At 68.2% G+C, this 15,271-nt stretch carries 13 protein-coding genes and 1 pseudogene; 7 read left to right on the top strand and 7 right to left on the bottom strand.

The features are described from left to right. Nucleotides 1–61: 61 nt before the first annotated feature. The 5 genes from QE373_RS10810 (at nucleotide 62) to QE373_RS10830 (ending at nucleotide 4,336) form a co-directional block, all read left to right on the top strand. Nucleotides 62–703, top strand: a complete 642-nt coding sequence (locus QE373_RS10810; RefSeq protein WP_309686319.1) for an RNA polymerase sigma factor — start codon at nucleotides 62–64, stop codon at nucleotides 701–703. After that, nucleotides 700–1,662: a hypothetical protein gene (locus QE373_RS10815; protein WP_309686322.1), complete on the top strand. Its 963-nt coding sequence runs from the start codon at nucleotides 700–702 to the stop codon at nucleotides 1,660–1,662. The genes QE373_RS10810 and QE373_RS10815 overlap by 4 nt, the downstream gene beginning before the upstream one ends. Nucleotides 1,663–1,714: 52 nt before the next feature. Next, a complete protein-coding gene (locus QE373_RS10820) occupies nucleotides 1,715–2,320 on the top strand; it encodes a YigZ family protein (RefSeq protein WP_309686324.1) in 606 nt (201 codons plus the stop codon). Beyond that, entirely contained in the window at nucleotides 2,313–4,076 is a 1,764-nt protein-coding gene (locus QE373_RS10825; protein WP_309686327.1) for an ABC transporter transmembrane domain-containing protein, read from the top strand. The genes QE373_RS10820 and QE373_RS10825 overlap by 8 nt, the downstream gene beginning before the upstream one ends. Before the next feature lie 68 nt (nucleotides 4,077–4,144). Then, entirely contained in the window at nucleotides 4,145–4,336 is a 192-nt protein-coding gene (locus QE373_RS10830; RefSeq protein ID WP_309686330.1) for a hypothetical protein, read from the top strand. Nucleotides 4,337–4,860: 524 nt separating this feature from the next. On the opposite strand, the gene QE373_RS10835 is transcribed toward QE373_RS10830, so the two are convergent. The 6 genes and pseudogenes from QE373_RS10835 to hrcA all read right to left on the bottom strand — a co-directional run bounded on the left by QE373_RS10835 (nucleotide 4,861) and on the right by hrcA (nucleotide 12,065). After that, nucleotides 4,861–5,976: a prephenate dehydrogenase gene (locus QE373_RS10835; protein ID WP_309686332.1), complete on the bottom strand. Its 1,116-nt coding sequence runs from the start codon at nucleotides 5,974–5,976 to the stop codon at nucleotides 4,861–4,863. After that, nucleotides 5,973–6,881 (bottom strand): pyridoxal kinase, encoded by a 909-nt coding sequence (pdxY, locus tag QE373_RS10840; protein ID WP_309686335.1) that lies wholly within the window; start codon nucleotides 6,879–6,881, stop codon nucleotides 5,973–5,975. The genes QE373_RS10835 and pdxY overlap by 4 nt, the downstream gene beginning before the upstream one ends. Nucleotides 6,882–7,010: 129 nt before the next feature. Further along, nucleotides 7,011–8,138, bottom strand: a complete 1,128-nt coding sequence (dnaJ, locus tag QE373_RS10845) for a molecular chaperone DnaJ (protein WP_309686337.1) — start codon at nucleotides 8,136–8,138, stop codon at nucleotides 7,011–7,013. 155 nt (nucleotides 8,139–8,293) lie between these two features. Beyond that, nucleotides 8,294–10,216 carry a molecular chaperone DnaK gene (gene dnaK, locus QE373_RS10850; protein WP_123699330.1) on the bottom strand — a complete coding sequence of 641 codons (1,923 nt, stop codon included), beginning with the start codon at nucleotides 10,214–10,216 and terminating at the stop codon, nucleotides 8,294–8,296. A gap of 210 nt (nucleotides 10,217–10,426) precedes the next feature. Further along, a complete protein-coding gene (gene grpE / locus QE373_RS10855; protein WP_309689705.1) occupies nucleotides 10,427–10,882 on the bottom strand; it encodes a nucleotide exchange factor GrpE in 456 nt (151 codons plus the stop codon). 117 nt (nucleotides 10,883–10,999) lie between these two features. Beyond that, nucleotides 11,000–12,065, bottom strand: a pseudogene (gene hrcA / locus QE373_RS10860) (heat-inducible transcriptional repressor HrcA). A 115-nt stretch (nucleotides 12,066–12,180) separates the two neighbouring features. Here hrcA and recN point away from each other — a divergent pair. Continuing rightward, nucleotides 12,181–13,842: a DNA repair protein RecN gene (gene recN / locus QE373_RS10865; RefSeq protein ID WP_309686343.1), complete on the top strand. Its 1,662-nt coding sequence runs from the start codon at nucleotides 12,181–12,183 to the stop codon at nucleotides 13,840–13,842. Nucleotides 13,843–14,335: 493 nt separating this feature from the next. Here recN and fur read toward each other — a convergent pair whose 3' ends face one another. After that, nucleotides 14,336–14,752, bottom strand: a complete 417-nt coding sequence (gene fur, locus QE373_RS10870) for a ferric iron uptake transcriptional regulator (protein WP_042612306.1) — start codon at nucleotides 14,750–14,752, stop codon at nucleotides 14,336–14,338. 103 nt (nucleotides 14,753–14,855) lie between these two features. Here fur and bamE point away from each other — a divergent pair, with 103 nt between their 5' ends. Continuing rightward, a complete protein-coding gene (gene bamE, locus QE373_RS10875; RefSeq protein ID WP_309686349.1) occupies nucleotides 14,856–15,248 on the top strand; it encodes an outer membrane protein assembly factor BamE in 393 nt (130 codons plus the stop codon). Nucleotides 15,249–15,271: the final 23 nt, after the last annotated feature.

Consider the following 15,271-nt stretch of genomic DNA (forward strand, 5'->3'; position numbering starts at 1 on the left):
GCGACTTGAATTTGTCGTCCCGCAACCCCGTTCCGCCCCTGCATGCGTTGACGCTCGGGACATGCCCATTTCCGCTCCCTCGGCCGCATCCCTCCGCCCGCCCGTCACCGGCTATGCGCCATCGCAGGCAGGCCTTACCCTGTCCCCCGTGGACACCACCGCACTGCCAACCGATGAAGCCTTGATGCTGGCCTGGGCCGGCGGCGACCTGCCCGCCTTCCAGGCCCTGTACGAGCGCCACCGCCGGCGCCTGCACGGCTTCCTGGTGCGCCAGCTGCGCGACCCCGGCCTGGCCGAGGAGATGTTCCAGGACGTGTGGCAGCGGGTCATCGCCGCGCGCGCCGGCTGGCAGCCGGAGGCGGCCTTCAGCACTTGGCTGTTCCGCATCGCGCATAACCGGCTGAACGATCATTGGCGCGCTGCGCGCCACCGTCCCCCCGCACCGGCCGACGCCGAAGCGCGCGTGGAGGCGGTGGTCGATGGCCACACCCCGGAAAGCGAACTGAGCGGCTTCGAGCAGCGGCGCCGCGTGCAGCAGGCCATGGATGCGCTGCCACCGGACCAGCGCGAAGTACTGCTGCTGCGGCTGGAGCAGGAACTCAGCCTGGAAGAGATTGCCCAGGTCACCGGCGTGGGCCGGGAAACGGTGAAATCGCGCCTGCGCTATGCGATGGACAAACTGCGTGCAGGATTGACCCCATGAACGGCCGCGATCCCCTGACCCCCGAAGAACGCGAACTGGCCCGGCTGCTCGGCGGCCGGTTGGACAAGGCGCCGTCGGCCGCCGTGGATGCCGCCGTGCTGGCCGCGGCACGGGCCGCCGTGCAGGCCGCACCGGCCGCAGAGCGTGCGGATGCGCCGGCAGCCGCCAGTGCGCCGGTGCAGGAGCGGCGCCAGCGTGCGCGTCGCCCGCGCTGGCCGGCCGTGGCCGGCATCGCCGCCTCGGTGATCTTCGCGGTGGGCCTGGCCTGGCAGATGCAGCCGGCACCGCCGCAGGCGCCTACGTTGCAGGAAATGGCCAGCCCCGCGCCGGCGGAGCCGGTAGACGCGCCAGAGCCAGCCCCGTCAGCGGCGGCGTCGGCGTCGGCGTCGGCCGAAGACGATGCCACCCGATCCACCGCGCCGGTCCCCGATGCGGCCCCGGCGCCCATGGTCGTACCTGCGCCGGCGCCTGCCGCACGCGTGCAGGCACCTGCGCCAGCACCAGCGCCTCCAGCGCCCGCTGCACCGGCTATTGCCCCGGCCGAAAGCGCGGATGCACCGGCGCCGCAGGCGTTCGGTGCCCGCGCAGCCGACGCGTCGCGCGTGCCGCCACAGGCCTCACCGGCCCCCGCCCCGCCACCGGCCGCGCCTGCGGCGATGTCGGCACCGGCCCCTGCCGAGCGAGCGCCCAGCACCTTCGCACGTACCGCCCCGGCAGCTTCGGCGCTGGACAAGGCCGACGCGTACAGCGCGACGGCAGTGCCCGCGCTGAGTGCAGCGGCGGTGCAGCAGGAAGTCGATGCCGATGCGCGGCTGACGCGACGGCAGTGGTTGCAGAAAATCCGCCATCGGCGTGACGCCGGTGACGTGGACCTGGCGCGGGCCAGCCTGGAGCGCTACTTGGCGCAGTACCCGGAGACCCGCCTCCCGCGTGACCTGCAACCGCTGCTCGCCGACTGACTGAGCGCTCTGGTCGATATCTGCCTGGCGTGCGCACGGTAAGATTGCGGGGATGCTCGATACCCTCGCCGCTGCTGTCGACCACTGCCTGGACATCAAGCACAGCCGATTCCTGGCGCATGCCGCGCCGATCCGTGATGCCAGCCACGCGCTGCAATTCCTGCAGCAGGTCGCCGTTGCCGACGCCACCCACAACTGCTGGGCCTACCGGCATGGCAACGAATACCGTTCCAGCGATGACGGCGAGCCGTCGGGCACGGCTGGCCGGCCGATCCTGGCCGCCATCGACGGCCAGGGCTTCGACCGGGTCATGGTGGTGGTCACCCGCTGGTACGGCGGCATCAAGCTGGGCGCGGGCGGGCTGGTGCGCGCCTACGGCGGTACCGCCGCCGAATGCCTGCGGACCGCGCCACGTGAGCCGCTGGTGGCGCTGGCACAGCTGCAGATCCTCGCCCCGTTCGAAGACCTCGGCGCCCTGCACGCCGCACTGGCCGCGCACCTGGCGGTAAAGCAGGAAGAAACCTTCACCGCCGACGGCGCGATCATGCGGGTCGAACTGCCTGCCGACCAGTGCGATGCATTGAAAACGCGCCTGCGCGACGCCACCCGTAACCGGGTACGCCTGCACTCTCCTTCCGAGTCCCGCACTGATGACTGACACCGACGCGTCCCGCCCCGCCCTCAAGCGCCTTGGCAGCCTGGGCACGCTGTGGCCGTTCGTGCGCCGCCATGTGGGGTTGTTCAGTGCCTGGCTGGTGGCGCTGGCGGTGTCATCGGCGGCCACGCTCAGCCTGCCGCCGGCGGTCAAGCAGATGATCGACCACGGCTTCACCGGAGGCGGCCAGATCAACCGTGCGTTCGCCCTGCTGATGGTCGTGGCGGTGGTGATGGCGCTGGCAACCGCCGCGCGCTTCTTCTTCGTTTCGCTGCTCGGCGAAAAGGTCGTCGCCGACCTGCGCGCACAGCTGTACGGGCACCTGATCACGCTCGGCGCCGGCTTCCACGACCGCAACCGCAGTGGCGAGCTGGTCTCGCGCCTGACGGCCGACAGCGAACTGCTGCGCAGCGTGATCGGCTCGACCATGTCGGTGGCCCTGCGCAGCAGCGTCACCGTGGTCGGCAGCCTGGTGATGCTGTTCGTGACCAGCCCGCGGCTGGCCGCCTGGGCACTGCTCGGCATTCCCCTGGCGGTGCTGCCGATCGTGCTGGGCGCGCGCCGCCTGCGCGGGATTTCCCGCGACAGCCAGGACCGCATCGCCGATGCCAACAGCCTGGCCGCCGAAACCCTGGGCGCGGTGCGCACCGTGCAGTCGCACGCGCGCGAGCCCTACGAACGCGGCCGCTTCGACCATGCGCTGAAAGATTCGATCCGTGCCGCCCGGCGGCGCATCCGCGCACAGTCGCTGGTCACCGCCAGCGCCATCCTGCTGGTCTTCGGCGCAATCGTGGGCGTGCTCTGGCTGGGCGCGCACGACGTGATCGCCGGCCGCCTGTCTGCCGGTACGCTCGGCCAGTTCGTGCTGTATGCGCTGATCGGTGGCGGATCGGTGGGTGCGCTGGCCGAAGTGTGGAACGAACTGCAGCGCGCGTCCGGCGGCATGGGGCGCATCAGCGAACTGCTGCAGGAAGACATCGAGATCCGCGCACCGGCCTCGCCGGCGGTGCTGCCGGTTCCGCTGCGCGGCGAGATCCGTTTCGACGACGTGGTGTTCCATTATCCACAGCGCCCGGACACGGCCGCGCTGGAGCATTTCAGCCTGCACGTACGGCATGGCGAAACGGTCGCGCTGGTGGGCCCTTCCGGTGCCGGCAAGAGCACCGTGCTGCAGCTGCTGCTGCGTTTCCACGATCCGCGTTCCGGTGCGTTGAGCGTGGACGGCATCGACCTGCGCGCGATGGATCCGGCGGCGCTGCGCGCCCAGTTGGCGCTGGTGCCCCAGCAGCCCACGCTGTTTGCCGCCAGCGCACGCGACAACATCCGCTATGGACGGCTGGACTCCAGCGATGCCGAGGTGGAAGCCGCTGCCCGCGCCGCCGAAGCCGATGAGTTCCTGCGTTCCCTGCCGGACGGCTATGACAGTGAACTGGGCGAACGCGGCGCACGCCTGTCCGGCGGCCAGCAGCAGCGCATCGCCATTGCCCGCGCCCTGTTGAAGGACGCGCCGATCCTGTTGCTGGACGAAGCCACCAGCGCACTCGACGCGCAGAGCGAACGCGCCGTGCAGCAGGCGCTTGAACGGCTGATGGCAGGCCGCACCACGCTGGTGATCGCGCATCGCCTGGCGACCATCCTCAAGGCCGACCGCATCGTGGTGATGGACCATGGCCGGATCATTGCCCAGGGCACCCACGAACAGCTGCTGGCCGAAGGCGGCCTGTACGCGGAGCTGGCCCGCCTGCAGTTCATCGATTGACCACGCGCGGCTAACAAGCGGCGGCGCACGCTGGCCGCCGCAGACCCGTGGAGTGAAGGAGGTAGACGATGTCGTTCCGTCAGTTTCCCGCAGTCGATTCCAATGGCGACAGCCGCATCATCCTGGAGTTCACGCCTGACGCCGCGTCCACGCAGGGCGCGCGGGCGGAACCGCGTTACGAACTGGAAGATGGGCGCGTGCTGGTGCGCAGCGGGCGTGAGTTCGTGACGCCCGGTGGTGATGTGCGGTTGAGCATCTGAGTGATCGGTCGAACGGGCGCTGCCCCCTCGCGGGTGGCTGCCTACAGCTGGCTACGTGCTTGGGGCCGGGCGGTGGGACTGGTCGGGGGACGGCAAAAGCCGCTCCTGCGGGCCTCGTTTCGCGCCATCCATGGCGCTCAACGCCCCCGCCCAGCCCCACCGCCCGGCCCTCTGACAGGTTCCGTGGTCGCCCGCCGCGTAATGAAAATAAAAAGCAAAGGCAGGGGTCAGAGTCCTTTCGCGCAGCGAAAGGACTCTGACCCCATCTTCCTCCCAACGGCGAATCCGCCGACCATGGGTCGGCGCTACCACAAGGCCGCCCCGCCCCGCCAACCCACATCCCTGCAGCTTTTGACGTTGACGTTGCCTGAAAAAAGCGGGCCGCCGGGCCGCAGGCCCAGCCCCCTCAACACGCCATGGCGTAATTTTCACCACCCATCTTGACAGCGTCTGGTGGCAAGGGCTGAGACCGGTTATCCACATGTTTGTGCGACAACCATCCACACCGCCTGTGGATGAAACCGTCAGCGTTCCAGCACCCGGCCGATTCCGCTGTCATCCACTTCGGCCGCCGCCGCGGCGATCGCCATGTCGCTGCTGCCAGGCACGAAACCGATCCGGAAATGCACTTCGCCCCCCGGCGTGCGCGAGGAATGGATCGAGGCCAGGCTGATCTGGTGCTGCTCGAACACGTGCAGCAACGCACGCAGCGATCCGGCGCGATCTTCGGGCAGGTGCACCGACAACGACTGGCGTTCAGTCAGGTCGGCCAGCAGGTAACCCACACGCTCGAAGGTGTAGTTGCCATCGCCAAGCACCTGCTCGCCGAATGCATCACGATTGGCCTGCAGCATCTGCTGGCGGAACCCCGCACGCGCTGCGTCGTCGCCCTGCAGCACCTGCGCCTGCAGCTGCTGCAGCTGGCCGATCAGGCGCTCCAGCATCGGTGCTACGTGCGGGTTGCCGAACTGGATGTCCTCGTAGATCGCCGGGTTCAATGACAGGATGCGCGAGATGATCGCCGTATCCAGTTCGAAGGACGCCGAGCGATATGGCAGCAGCGCGGAAAGATCGCCGAGTTCGGCGGCATAGCCGCGCAACACGCCGGCCTGCGCCAGGTGGCCGGCATGCACCATCGCCTGCACCAGCGTCATCACCTTGTCGTGGTGGGCCGGCGTGGCACGCACGCACTCGGCCTGCAGCGCGGCGCACAATTCGTTGAGCCACGGCTGCCAGCGCTGCACGCGGGCTTCGCAGACCACCATCACCCTGCCCTTCAACGTCGGCGACTTGGGCGGCGCGGTCATCGGATGCAGGCCGGCGACGTCGGCCTGCGAGGCCAGCATCGCCTGCACCGGGGCCTCTTTCACCGAGGTGACGTCCAGCCACAAGCGACCCGCCTCGCGACCCGCCGACGCCTGCACGTACTCGGCAATCAGCGCGGGGGTATGCCGGATCGGTGCCGAAAACAGCAGCACGTCGGCCTGTTCCAGCAGCTGCTCGGGGCTGTGCGAGGTGGCGTCGGCAGGATCATGACCGATCACCTGCAACTGCATGCGTTGTTCGAAGAAGCGGGTCAGCCAGCGCCCGAACGCACCGGCGCTGCCGACGATACCTATCACCCGCGGCGACACGCTCATTCCAGCCGCTCCACGGCAAACCGGTGCGGCTGCGCCAGCGCAGCAGGTGCGGCGGCATGCACGTCGAATTCTTCATGGCCATTGGCCAGCGTCGCTTCCAGGGCCGCGTGGGTACCCGACACCGCGCGGCTGATCGCCTGCTGCATGTCTTCCCCGCGCAGCAGGAACGCCACGATCAGGGCCATCAGCACATCGCCGGTACCGGCTACGTCCACCGGCAACAGCGGCGAAGTCCAGCGCCAGATGCCCGACGCGCTCACCGCCAGCGTCACCAGCTCGCCGCCGTCCCCGGAAACGCTGTGCGCCAGCACCCAGGTCGGCCCACGCTCCAGCAGCACGCGGGCGGCAGCAATCGCGTCGTCCTGTGCCAGCGCGGGCATCCCGGTCAGGCGGCCCAGCTCGAAAGCATTGGGCGTGACCAGCCAGGCGTGCGGCAGCAGGCGCTCGGCGAACACTTTTTCCAGGCCGGGTTCGACGTAAGCGCCGGTGTGCGTATCGCCGATCACCGGATCCAGGCAGTACCGCAGTTGCGGACACGCCGGCAGCGTTTGATCCAGCCAGTCCGCGAACGCGGCGCCGTTGTCGACGCTGCCGAAGTAGCCCGATACCAGCATCCGCGCGCGTTGCGGCAGGCCGCGCTCGCTGGCGCCGCGCAGCAGGTCGGCAAACCAGTCCGCCGGCAGCACGCGCCCGCGGGTGGTTTCGTAGAAGGGCGCGTTGCTCAGCAGCGTGGTCGGCACTTCGGCCACGCGCAGGCCCAGTGCCCGCAGCGGGGGCGCGGCGGCGCTGTTGCCGGCATGCCCGTAGACGAGCTGGGACTGGACCGAAATGACATCGACCGGCGATGGGCCGTCCGGGCGCTGGCGACGGCCGTGGACCAGGTGGTTTTCGAGGGATTCGCTCATCTGCCCATTTTACGCCCGTGACAACCAGCGGTCGTCACCCGGCAGACGATCAAGGACATGACGGCCAGCGGCCGTCGCTACCAGACGGCCGCGCAGGAGCGTGACGGCCAGCGGCCGTCACTACTTGGGTCAGGACGTCATCCGGTCCCAGAAACCCTTGACGCCATCGATGAACGTCGCCGACTTCGGCGAGTGCTTGCGGGCGTCTTCGCCGACGAAGGTGGCTTCGAACTGTTCCATCAGCTTGCGCTGGTCCGGCGTCAGGTTGACCGGGGTTTCCACCACCACCCGGCAGTACAGGTCGCCTTCGCTGCGGCTGCGTACCGAACGCACGCCCTTGCCACGCAGGCGGAACAGCTTGCCGGTCTGGGTTTCGGCCGGAATGCGGATTTCCGCCTCGCCACCGAGCGTCGCCACGCGGATGCTGTCGCCCAGCGAAGCCTGCGAGATGCGGATCGGCACTTCGCAGTGCAGGTCATCGCCATCGCGCTGGAAAATGGCGTGCTCGCGCACCCGCACTTCCACGTACAGATCGCCCGGCTGGGTGCCTGCCGGACCGGCTTCGCCTTCGCCTGCCAGACGGATGCGGTCGCCGGTATCCACGCCCGCAGGCACCTTCACCGACAGCACCTTGTCTTCTTCCACGCGGCCATTGCCGTGGCAGGTCTTGCACGGCTGGGCGATGGTCTGCCCGCGCCCGTTGCAGTGGTGACACGCCTGCTGCATGGCGAAGATGCCGCGCTGGATGCGCACCTGGCCGCGGCCATGGCAGACCGTGCAGGTTTCCACCTTGCCGTCTTCCGACCCGCTGCCATCGCAGTCGCCGCACTCGGCCAGGGTCGGGATTTCGATGCGGCGCTCGATGCCCCGCACCGCTTCTTCCAGGTCCAGCTCCATCACGTAACCGATGTCGGCACCGCGACGGGCCTGGCGCTGGCCACCGGCGCCACCTCCGAAGATATTGCCGAAGATGTCGCCGAAAATATCATTCATGTCCGGACCACCCGGACCGCCGCCACCGCCCATGCCGTGTTCGAACGCAGCATGCCCGTGGGCGTCGTACATCCGGCGCTTGTTGCCGTCGGACAGGGTTTCGTAGGCTTCCTTGCACTCCTTGAAGGCCGCTTCGGCGGCCGCATCCCCCGGGTTGCGGTCGGGATGGTGCTTCATCGCACAGCGACGGTAAGCCTTCTTCAGCTCTTCGTCGGTGGCGGTGCGGGCTACGCCCAGGACTTCGTAATAATCGCGCTTGCTCATGGAGTGGATCGCTTTCCGGTACGTCGGGATTCGTCAAAGCAGAAAAGCGGACAAGGTCCGCTCCTGCGTCGGGCGCCCCGACTCGCCTCGCGGCGGCCAGGACCCTGATGCGACGACGGGACGCTGCGCCAAGCAGCGTCCCGCGTCGGTCTGGATCAGGACTTCTTGTCGTCCTTTACTTCGGTGAACTCGGCATCGACGACGTCGTCGTGCTTCGCACCGGCGCCGGCATCGGCACCCGGGGCGCCGCCCTGGTCACCGGCCGAAGCGGCGGCGAACAGCGCCTGGCCGGCTTCTTCCAGGGCCTTCGAGCGCGATTCGATCTGCGCCTTGTCCTCACCCTTCATCGCCGTTTCCAGGTCGGCCAGTGCCGCTTCGACCTTGCCGATCACATCGCCGCCGACCTTGCTGCCGTGCTCGGTGATCGCCGAACGGGTGCCGTGGATCAGCGCATCGGCCTGGTTGCGGGCCTGCACCAGTTCCTGGAACTTCTTGTCTTCTTCGCGGTTGGCTTCGGCGTCCGCCACCATCCGCGCGATCTCGTCCTCGGACAGGCCCGAACCGGCCTTGATCTCGACCTTCTGTTCCTTGTTGGTCTTCTTGTCCTTGGCCGACACGTGCAGGATGCCGTTGGCGTCGATGTCGAAGGACACTTCCACCTGCGGCAGGCCACGCGGCGCCGGCTCGATGCCGGACAGGTCGAACTTGGCCAGCGACTTGTTGAAGCGGGCCTGTTCGCGCTCACCCTGCAGCACGTGCACGGTCACCGCCGACTGGTTGTCCTCGGCGGTGGAGAACACCTGCGAGGCCTTGGTCGGGATGGTGGTGTTCTTTTCGATGATCTTGGTGAACACACCGCCCATGGTTTCGATACCCAGCGACAGCGGGGTCACGTCCAGCAGCAGCACGTCCTTGACGTCGCCGCCGAGCACGCCGCCCTGGATCGCCGCACCCAGTGCCACGGCTTCGTCCGGGTTGACGTCCTTGCGCGGTTCCTTGCCGAAGAACTCGGTCACCGCCTGCTGCACCTTCGGCATGCGGGTCTGGCCGCCGACCAGGATGACTTCGCTGATGTCGCTCGAACGCAGGCCGGCGTCATTCAACGCAACGCGGCACGGCTCGATCGACTTCTTGATCAGCTCGTCCACCAGCGACTCCAGCTTGGCGCGGGTCAGCTTGATGTTCAGGTGCTTCGGGCCCGACGCGTCAGCGGTGACGTACGGCAGGTTCACTTCGGTCTGCTGGGCGCTGGACAGTTCGATCTTGGCGCGCTCGGCAGCATCCTTCAGGCGCTGCAGGGCCAGCGGATCCTTGCGCAGGTCGATGCCCTGGTCCTTGTTGAACTCTTCGACCAGGTACTCGATGACGCGGTTGTCGAAATCTTCGCCGCCCAGGAAGGTGTCACCGTTGGTGGCCAGCACTTCGAACTGCTTCTCACCGTCGACGTTGGCGATCTCGATCACCGACACGTCGAAGGTGCCGCCGCCCAGATCGTAGACCACGATCTTGCGGTCCTTGTTGTCACCCTTGTCCAGGCCATAGGCCAGCGCGGCCGCGGTCGGCTCGTTGATGATGCGCTTGACGTCCAGGCCGGCGATGCGACCTGCGTCCTTGGTGGCCTGGCGCTGGCTGTCGTTGAAGTACGCCGGCACGGTGATGACCGCTTCGGTGACCTTCTCACCGAGATAATCCTCGGCGGTCTTCTTCATCTTCTCCAACACCTTGGCGGAGATTTCCTGCGGCGCCATCTTGCGCGCATCGCTGGTGGACACCCAGGCATCGCCATTGTCATGGGCCAGGATGCCGTACGGCACGTGGGCGATGTCCTTCTGCACTTCGGCGTCGGTGAACTTGCGGCCGATCAGGCGCTTCACCGCGTAGAAGGTGTTCTTCGGATTGGTGACCGCCTGGCGCTTGGCCGAGGCACCCACCAGGACTTCGCCGTCCTTGGTGTAGGCCACGATGGACGGGGTAGTGCGATCGCCTTCCGAGTTTTCGATGACGCGGGCCTTGCCGCCGTCCATGATCGCCACGCACGAGTTGGTGGTGCCGAGGTCGATACCAATGATCTTGCCCATGGGGGACTCCTGAAGAATATTCGGTGAATCCGGCCGTAGCCGGTGTATGAATGGGATGTGGGGGAGGCTCGTGGAACATTCAAGCCATCCCGGGACGCTGTATTCCACGATTCAGGGTCCAGCCAGCGCCGAGCCATGCCCGGCGGGCCCTGTCCCTGCCGGCGCGCTCGCCGGACATGGCGCGGCGCGACCGGAGTTACCGCGCCGCGGTCAGTCGCGGGCGACCACCACCAGCGCCGGGCGCAGCAGGCGGTCGTTGAGCAGGTAGCCCTTCTGGAACACCTGCACCACGCTGCCCGGGGCGGCGCCGTCGGCGTCGACCTGGCTGATCGCCTGGTGGTGTTCCGGGTTGAAGGGCTGGCCGGTCGGGTCCAGCAGGACCAGTCCGTTGTCCGCGGCGACCTTCAGCAGCTGCTTGTAGGTCATTTCCAGGCCGTCGCGCAGCGGGCTGGCGTCCTCGCCTGCGGCCTTCAGGCCAGCGTCCAGGCTGTCGAACACCGGCAGCAGCTCGCCGAGCAGCTTTTCGTTGGCGAAACGGCGGGCCTGTTCCACGTCCCGGGCCACGCGCTTGCGCTGGTTGTCCAGGTCGGCGCGCTCACGCAGCGCATCGGCCTTGACCTGCTCCAGCTCACCGCGCAGCTGCTCCAGCTGGTCGTGGTGGGCCATGGCGGCCTCGTCGGCGGCCGGGTTGGATTCGATATCGTGATGATCTTGGTTCATGTGCGTTTCCCTGGCGGTGACTCCCCGCCTCCATCCCACCTAGTGTGGGCGGGAAACTGCGTTTCAAGCGCCGCGGGGCATCGAGTTGCCCGATCCCGGCGAAAAGGCCGCCCCGAGCACCTCGGCGGTGGCCTGCACCAGCGGGATCATCCGGTCATAGGCCATCCGCTTGGGCCCGATCACCCCCAGCACGCCCAGCACCTGGCCATCGGCGGTATACGGCGCGGTGACCAGCGAGACGCCTTCCAGCGGCACCACCCCGGTCTCTTCGCCGATGAAGATGCGCACGCCGGGCGCCTGGATGGTGCGCTCGAGCAGCTGCAGGATCTCGCGTTTGCTGGAAAACAGCTCGAACAGCTCGCGCAGGCGCTCCAGGTCGGACAGGTCCTGCACGCCCATCAGGCGGGTCTGGCCAGCCACCAGCATGTCGTTGGCCGGCGGCTGCAGGGCCTGCTCGGCCAGCTCGATGCTATGGGCCGAGCAGCTGTTCCATCTCGCTGTGGGTATCGCGCAGCTCGTGCAGCAGGCGGCGGCGGATCTGCGCCACCGGCAGACCGGCGAAGTGGGTATTGAGGTAGTTGGCCACCTGCTCCAGCTCACCCGGCTCCCAAGGCCGGCGCGCCTCGATCACCCGGTTCTGCACCTCGCTGTCGGCGAACACCACGATGGCCAGCACCCGATGCGCGTCCAGCGCCACGAAATCGATCTGGCGGAAGGCGAACTGCTCCCGCGTGGGCGCACTGACCACGCCGACGAAATGGCTCATCGCCGACAGCAGTTCGGAGGCACTGCCCAGCAGCGCCTGGGTGCCGGCACCACTGGCCAGCTCGCTGCGCAGGCGGCTCAGGTCCTGCTCGCCCGGCGGATGCATCTGCACCAGGCTGTCCACGAACACCCGGTAGCCATGCGCGGTCGGGATGCGCCCGGCCGAGGTATGCGGTGAACTCAGCAACCCCAGGTCTTCCAGGTCGCCGAGGATGTTGCGGATGGTGGCCGCGCTGACATCCAGGCCGGCCGTGCGCGCAAGCGTTGCCGACCCGACCGGCTCGCCATCCTGGATATGGCGGGCAATCAGGGTGCGCAGCAGATGGCGCGAACGTGGGGCCAACTGGTCAAAGGACGGCGGCATCGGATCAGCCTGTGAGACTCCCCTCCTAGATAATGCCGACAAGGACGCTTGGCAAGTCATTGGTACATGCCAACGTGCGTGCTAGCGTTGCGCGGCTCGAGAGACCTACTGGACCATGCTCAGACACTTATCAATCAAGGATTTCGCCGTTGTCCGCGCCACTGAACTGGAGTTCGGCCCCGGCATGACCGTGGTATCGGGCGAAACCGGCGCGGGCAAATCGCTGATGGTGGACGCCCTGGGCTTCCTGTCCGGCCTGCGCGCCGACAGCGGCGTGGTGCGCCATGGCGCGCCGCGCGCCGAACTGTCGGCCGAATTCGCGCTGGACCAGCTGGCCGGCGCCCGCCGCTGGCTGGCCGACAACGAACTGGACGACGACGAGCAGTGCCAGCTGCGCCGGGTGATCCGTGCCGACGGTGGCTCGCGGGCCTGGATCAACGGCCGCCCGGTGACCATCTCCCAGCTCACCGAGCTGGCCGGCCTGCTGGTCGAAATCCACGGCCAGCACGAACAGCAGGCCCTGCTGACCCGGCCTTCGCAGCTGGCGCTGCTGGACGCCTACGCCAGCAATGCCGAACAACGCCGCGCCGTGCGCGTGGCCGCTGCCGGCTGGCAGGCGCTGGTCGACGAAGCCGCCGCACTGTCCCAGCAGGGCGATGTCAGCGACCGCATCGGTTTCCTGGAACACCAGCTGCGCGAGCTGGAACGCGAAGACCTCGAACCTGAATCGATCATCGCGCTGGGCGCCAGCCACCGCCGCCAGGCCCACGCCAGCGCGCTGCTGACCACCTGCGACACCGCCACCACCCGCATCAACGGCGACGACGACGCCTCCGCCTTGGGCCTGCTGGCGCAGGTGCGCGGCGACCTGTCGCGGATGGTCGAACACGATGCCCGGCTGGGCGAGGTGGATGCGCTGATCGACAGCGCCAGCATCCAGCTGCAGGAGGCGCTGAGCCTGCTGGACCGCGTGCACGATGACCTGGATGCGGACCCGGAACAGTTCGAAGACAACGAGCGCCGGCTGGGCCGGCTGCATGACCTGGCGCGCAAACACCGCGTGCCGATGGAAGACCTGGCCGCCCAGCGCGACCGCATGCAGGCCGAGGTCGAGCAGCTGCGCGGGGCCGACGTGCGCCTGCAGAGGCTGGCCGGGGAAATCGAAAAAGCCGCCGCCGCCTGGCGCGAACACGCCGCGGTGCTCAGTGCCGGGCGCCAGCGCGCCGCCACCGAGCTGTCCACCACCACCACCGGGCTGATCGCCGAACTGGGCATGGGCGGTGGCCAGTTCCTGATCCAGCTGGAACCGCAGGACCTGGCCAAGCCGGACCCGCAGGGTGCCGAGCGGGTGGAGTTCCTGGTGGCCGCCAATGCCGGCCAGCCACCGCGCCCGCTGCGCAAGGTCGCCTCCGGGGGTGAGCTGTCGCGCATCTCGCTGGCCATCGAAGTGGCGGCACTGGACCTGGATGCGGTGCCGACCATGGTGTTCGACGAAGTCGATTCGGGCATCGGTGGCGCGGTGGCCGACATCGTCGGGCAGAAGCTGCGCGCACTCGGCGAAAAGCGCCAGGTGCTGTGCGTGACCCATCTGCCGCAGGTCGCGTCCAAGGGCCATGCGCACTACCGGGTCAGCAAGGCGCCGGTGGACGGCATGACCCAGAGCGCGGTGGAAAAGCTGGACACCAAGGCTCGCGAAGAAGAACTGGCGCGCATGCTGGGCGGCGTGGAAGTCAGCAAGGAAGCGCGCGCGGCGGCCAGGAAGCTGCTGGCGGGCTGAGCCGAGGCCGGGCCGCCCGACGGCCCGCCCTGGTAGCGCCGAGCCGTGCTCGGCGGAATGCCTGACGCCACGGCCCGCTGCGCTCGCCGACCATGGGTCGGCGCTACCCCGCGACCGCCCTGGTAGCGCCGAGCCGTGCTCGGCGGATTGCCTGACGCCACGGCCCGCTGCGCTCGCCGACCATGGGTCGGCGCTACCCCGCGACCGCCCTGGTAGCGCCGAGCCGTGCTCGGCGGAATGCCTGACGCCACGGCCCACTGCGCTCGCCGACCATGGGTCGGCGCTACCCCGCACCCGCCCTGGTAGCGCCGAGCCGTGCTCGGCGGATTGCCTGACGCCACGGCCCACTGCGCTCGCCGACCACGGGTCGGCGCTACCCCGCACCCGCCCCGGTAGCGCCGAGCCGTGCTCGGCGGAATCGTTCAGGCTGCGCGCCTGAACGAAAAACCCCGGGCAAGCCCGGGGTTCTCAGCAACCACCTGCCCCGCAGGGCTCAGCGGCGCTTCTTGCGCACGTAGAGGACCAGCGAATGCTCTTCCAGCTCGTACCCGTGATCGGCTGCGATCTTGCGCTGCAGCTCCTCGATTTCAGCACTTTCGAACTCGATCACGTTGCCCGAATCCACGTCCACCATGTGGTCGTGGTGGCCGCCGCGGTCCAGCTCGTAGACGGCCTGGCCGCCCTCGAAATTATGCTTCAGCACCAGGCCGGCTGCCTCGAACTGGGTCAGCACACGGTAAACCGTGGCCAGGCCGATCTCATCACCGTGCTCCAGCAACTGGCGGTAGATGTCTTCGGCGGTCATGTGGTGCTGGTGGTTCTGGGCGTTGCGCTGTTCGAGCAACGCCAGGATCCGCATCCGCGGATGGGTCACCTTCAGGCCGACTTTGCGCAGGTCGTGGGTTTCCATATGTCTCCGTTCATTGGCGATTTAGCGCCAGCTGCCTCGGATTGGGTCGCGGTGGCACGCCGGGAGTGTATCATCGGATCGATTTCCCCAAACGCGATTCCCGATGCGCAATCTCCTGCTGGTCGCCGCCGTTGCCCTGTCCACCACGGGCTGCGGCATCATCTATAAGCAACCCATCTATCAGGGCAACCTGATCCGGGAAGATGCCGTGTCCAAGCTGCAGGTCGGGCAGAGCAAGCAGCAGGTCAACGCCCTGCTGGGCACCCCGTCGGTGGCCGACCCGTTCCATGCCCAGCGCTGGGACTACATGGCCAGCCAGCGCATCGACCGCGTCGGCCGCACCGAGACCAAGAATTTCACGGTGTACTTCGAAAACGATGCGGTCACCCGCTGGGAAGGCGACTACTTCCCCGCCCAGGACGGCGAGCTGGCCACCCAGACCGTGCGTCAGTTCGGCCGCAACCTGCCGAAAGAAAAGAAGAAAGGCGGCGGCTGATCTGGTAGTGACGGCCGCTGGCC

Source organism: Stenotrophomonas sp. SORGH_AS_0321 (assembly GCF_031453215.1).
Lineage (GTDB): Bacteria > Pseudomonadota > Gammaproteobacteria > Xanthomonadales > Xanthomonadaceae > Stenotrophomonas > Stenotrophomonas chelatiphaga.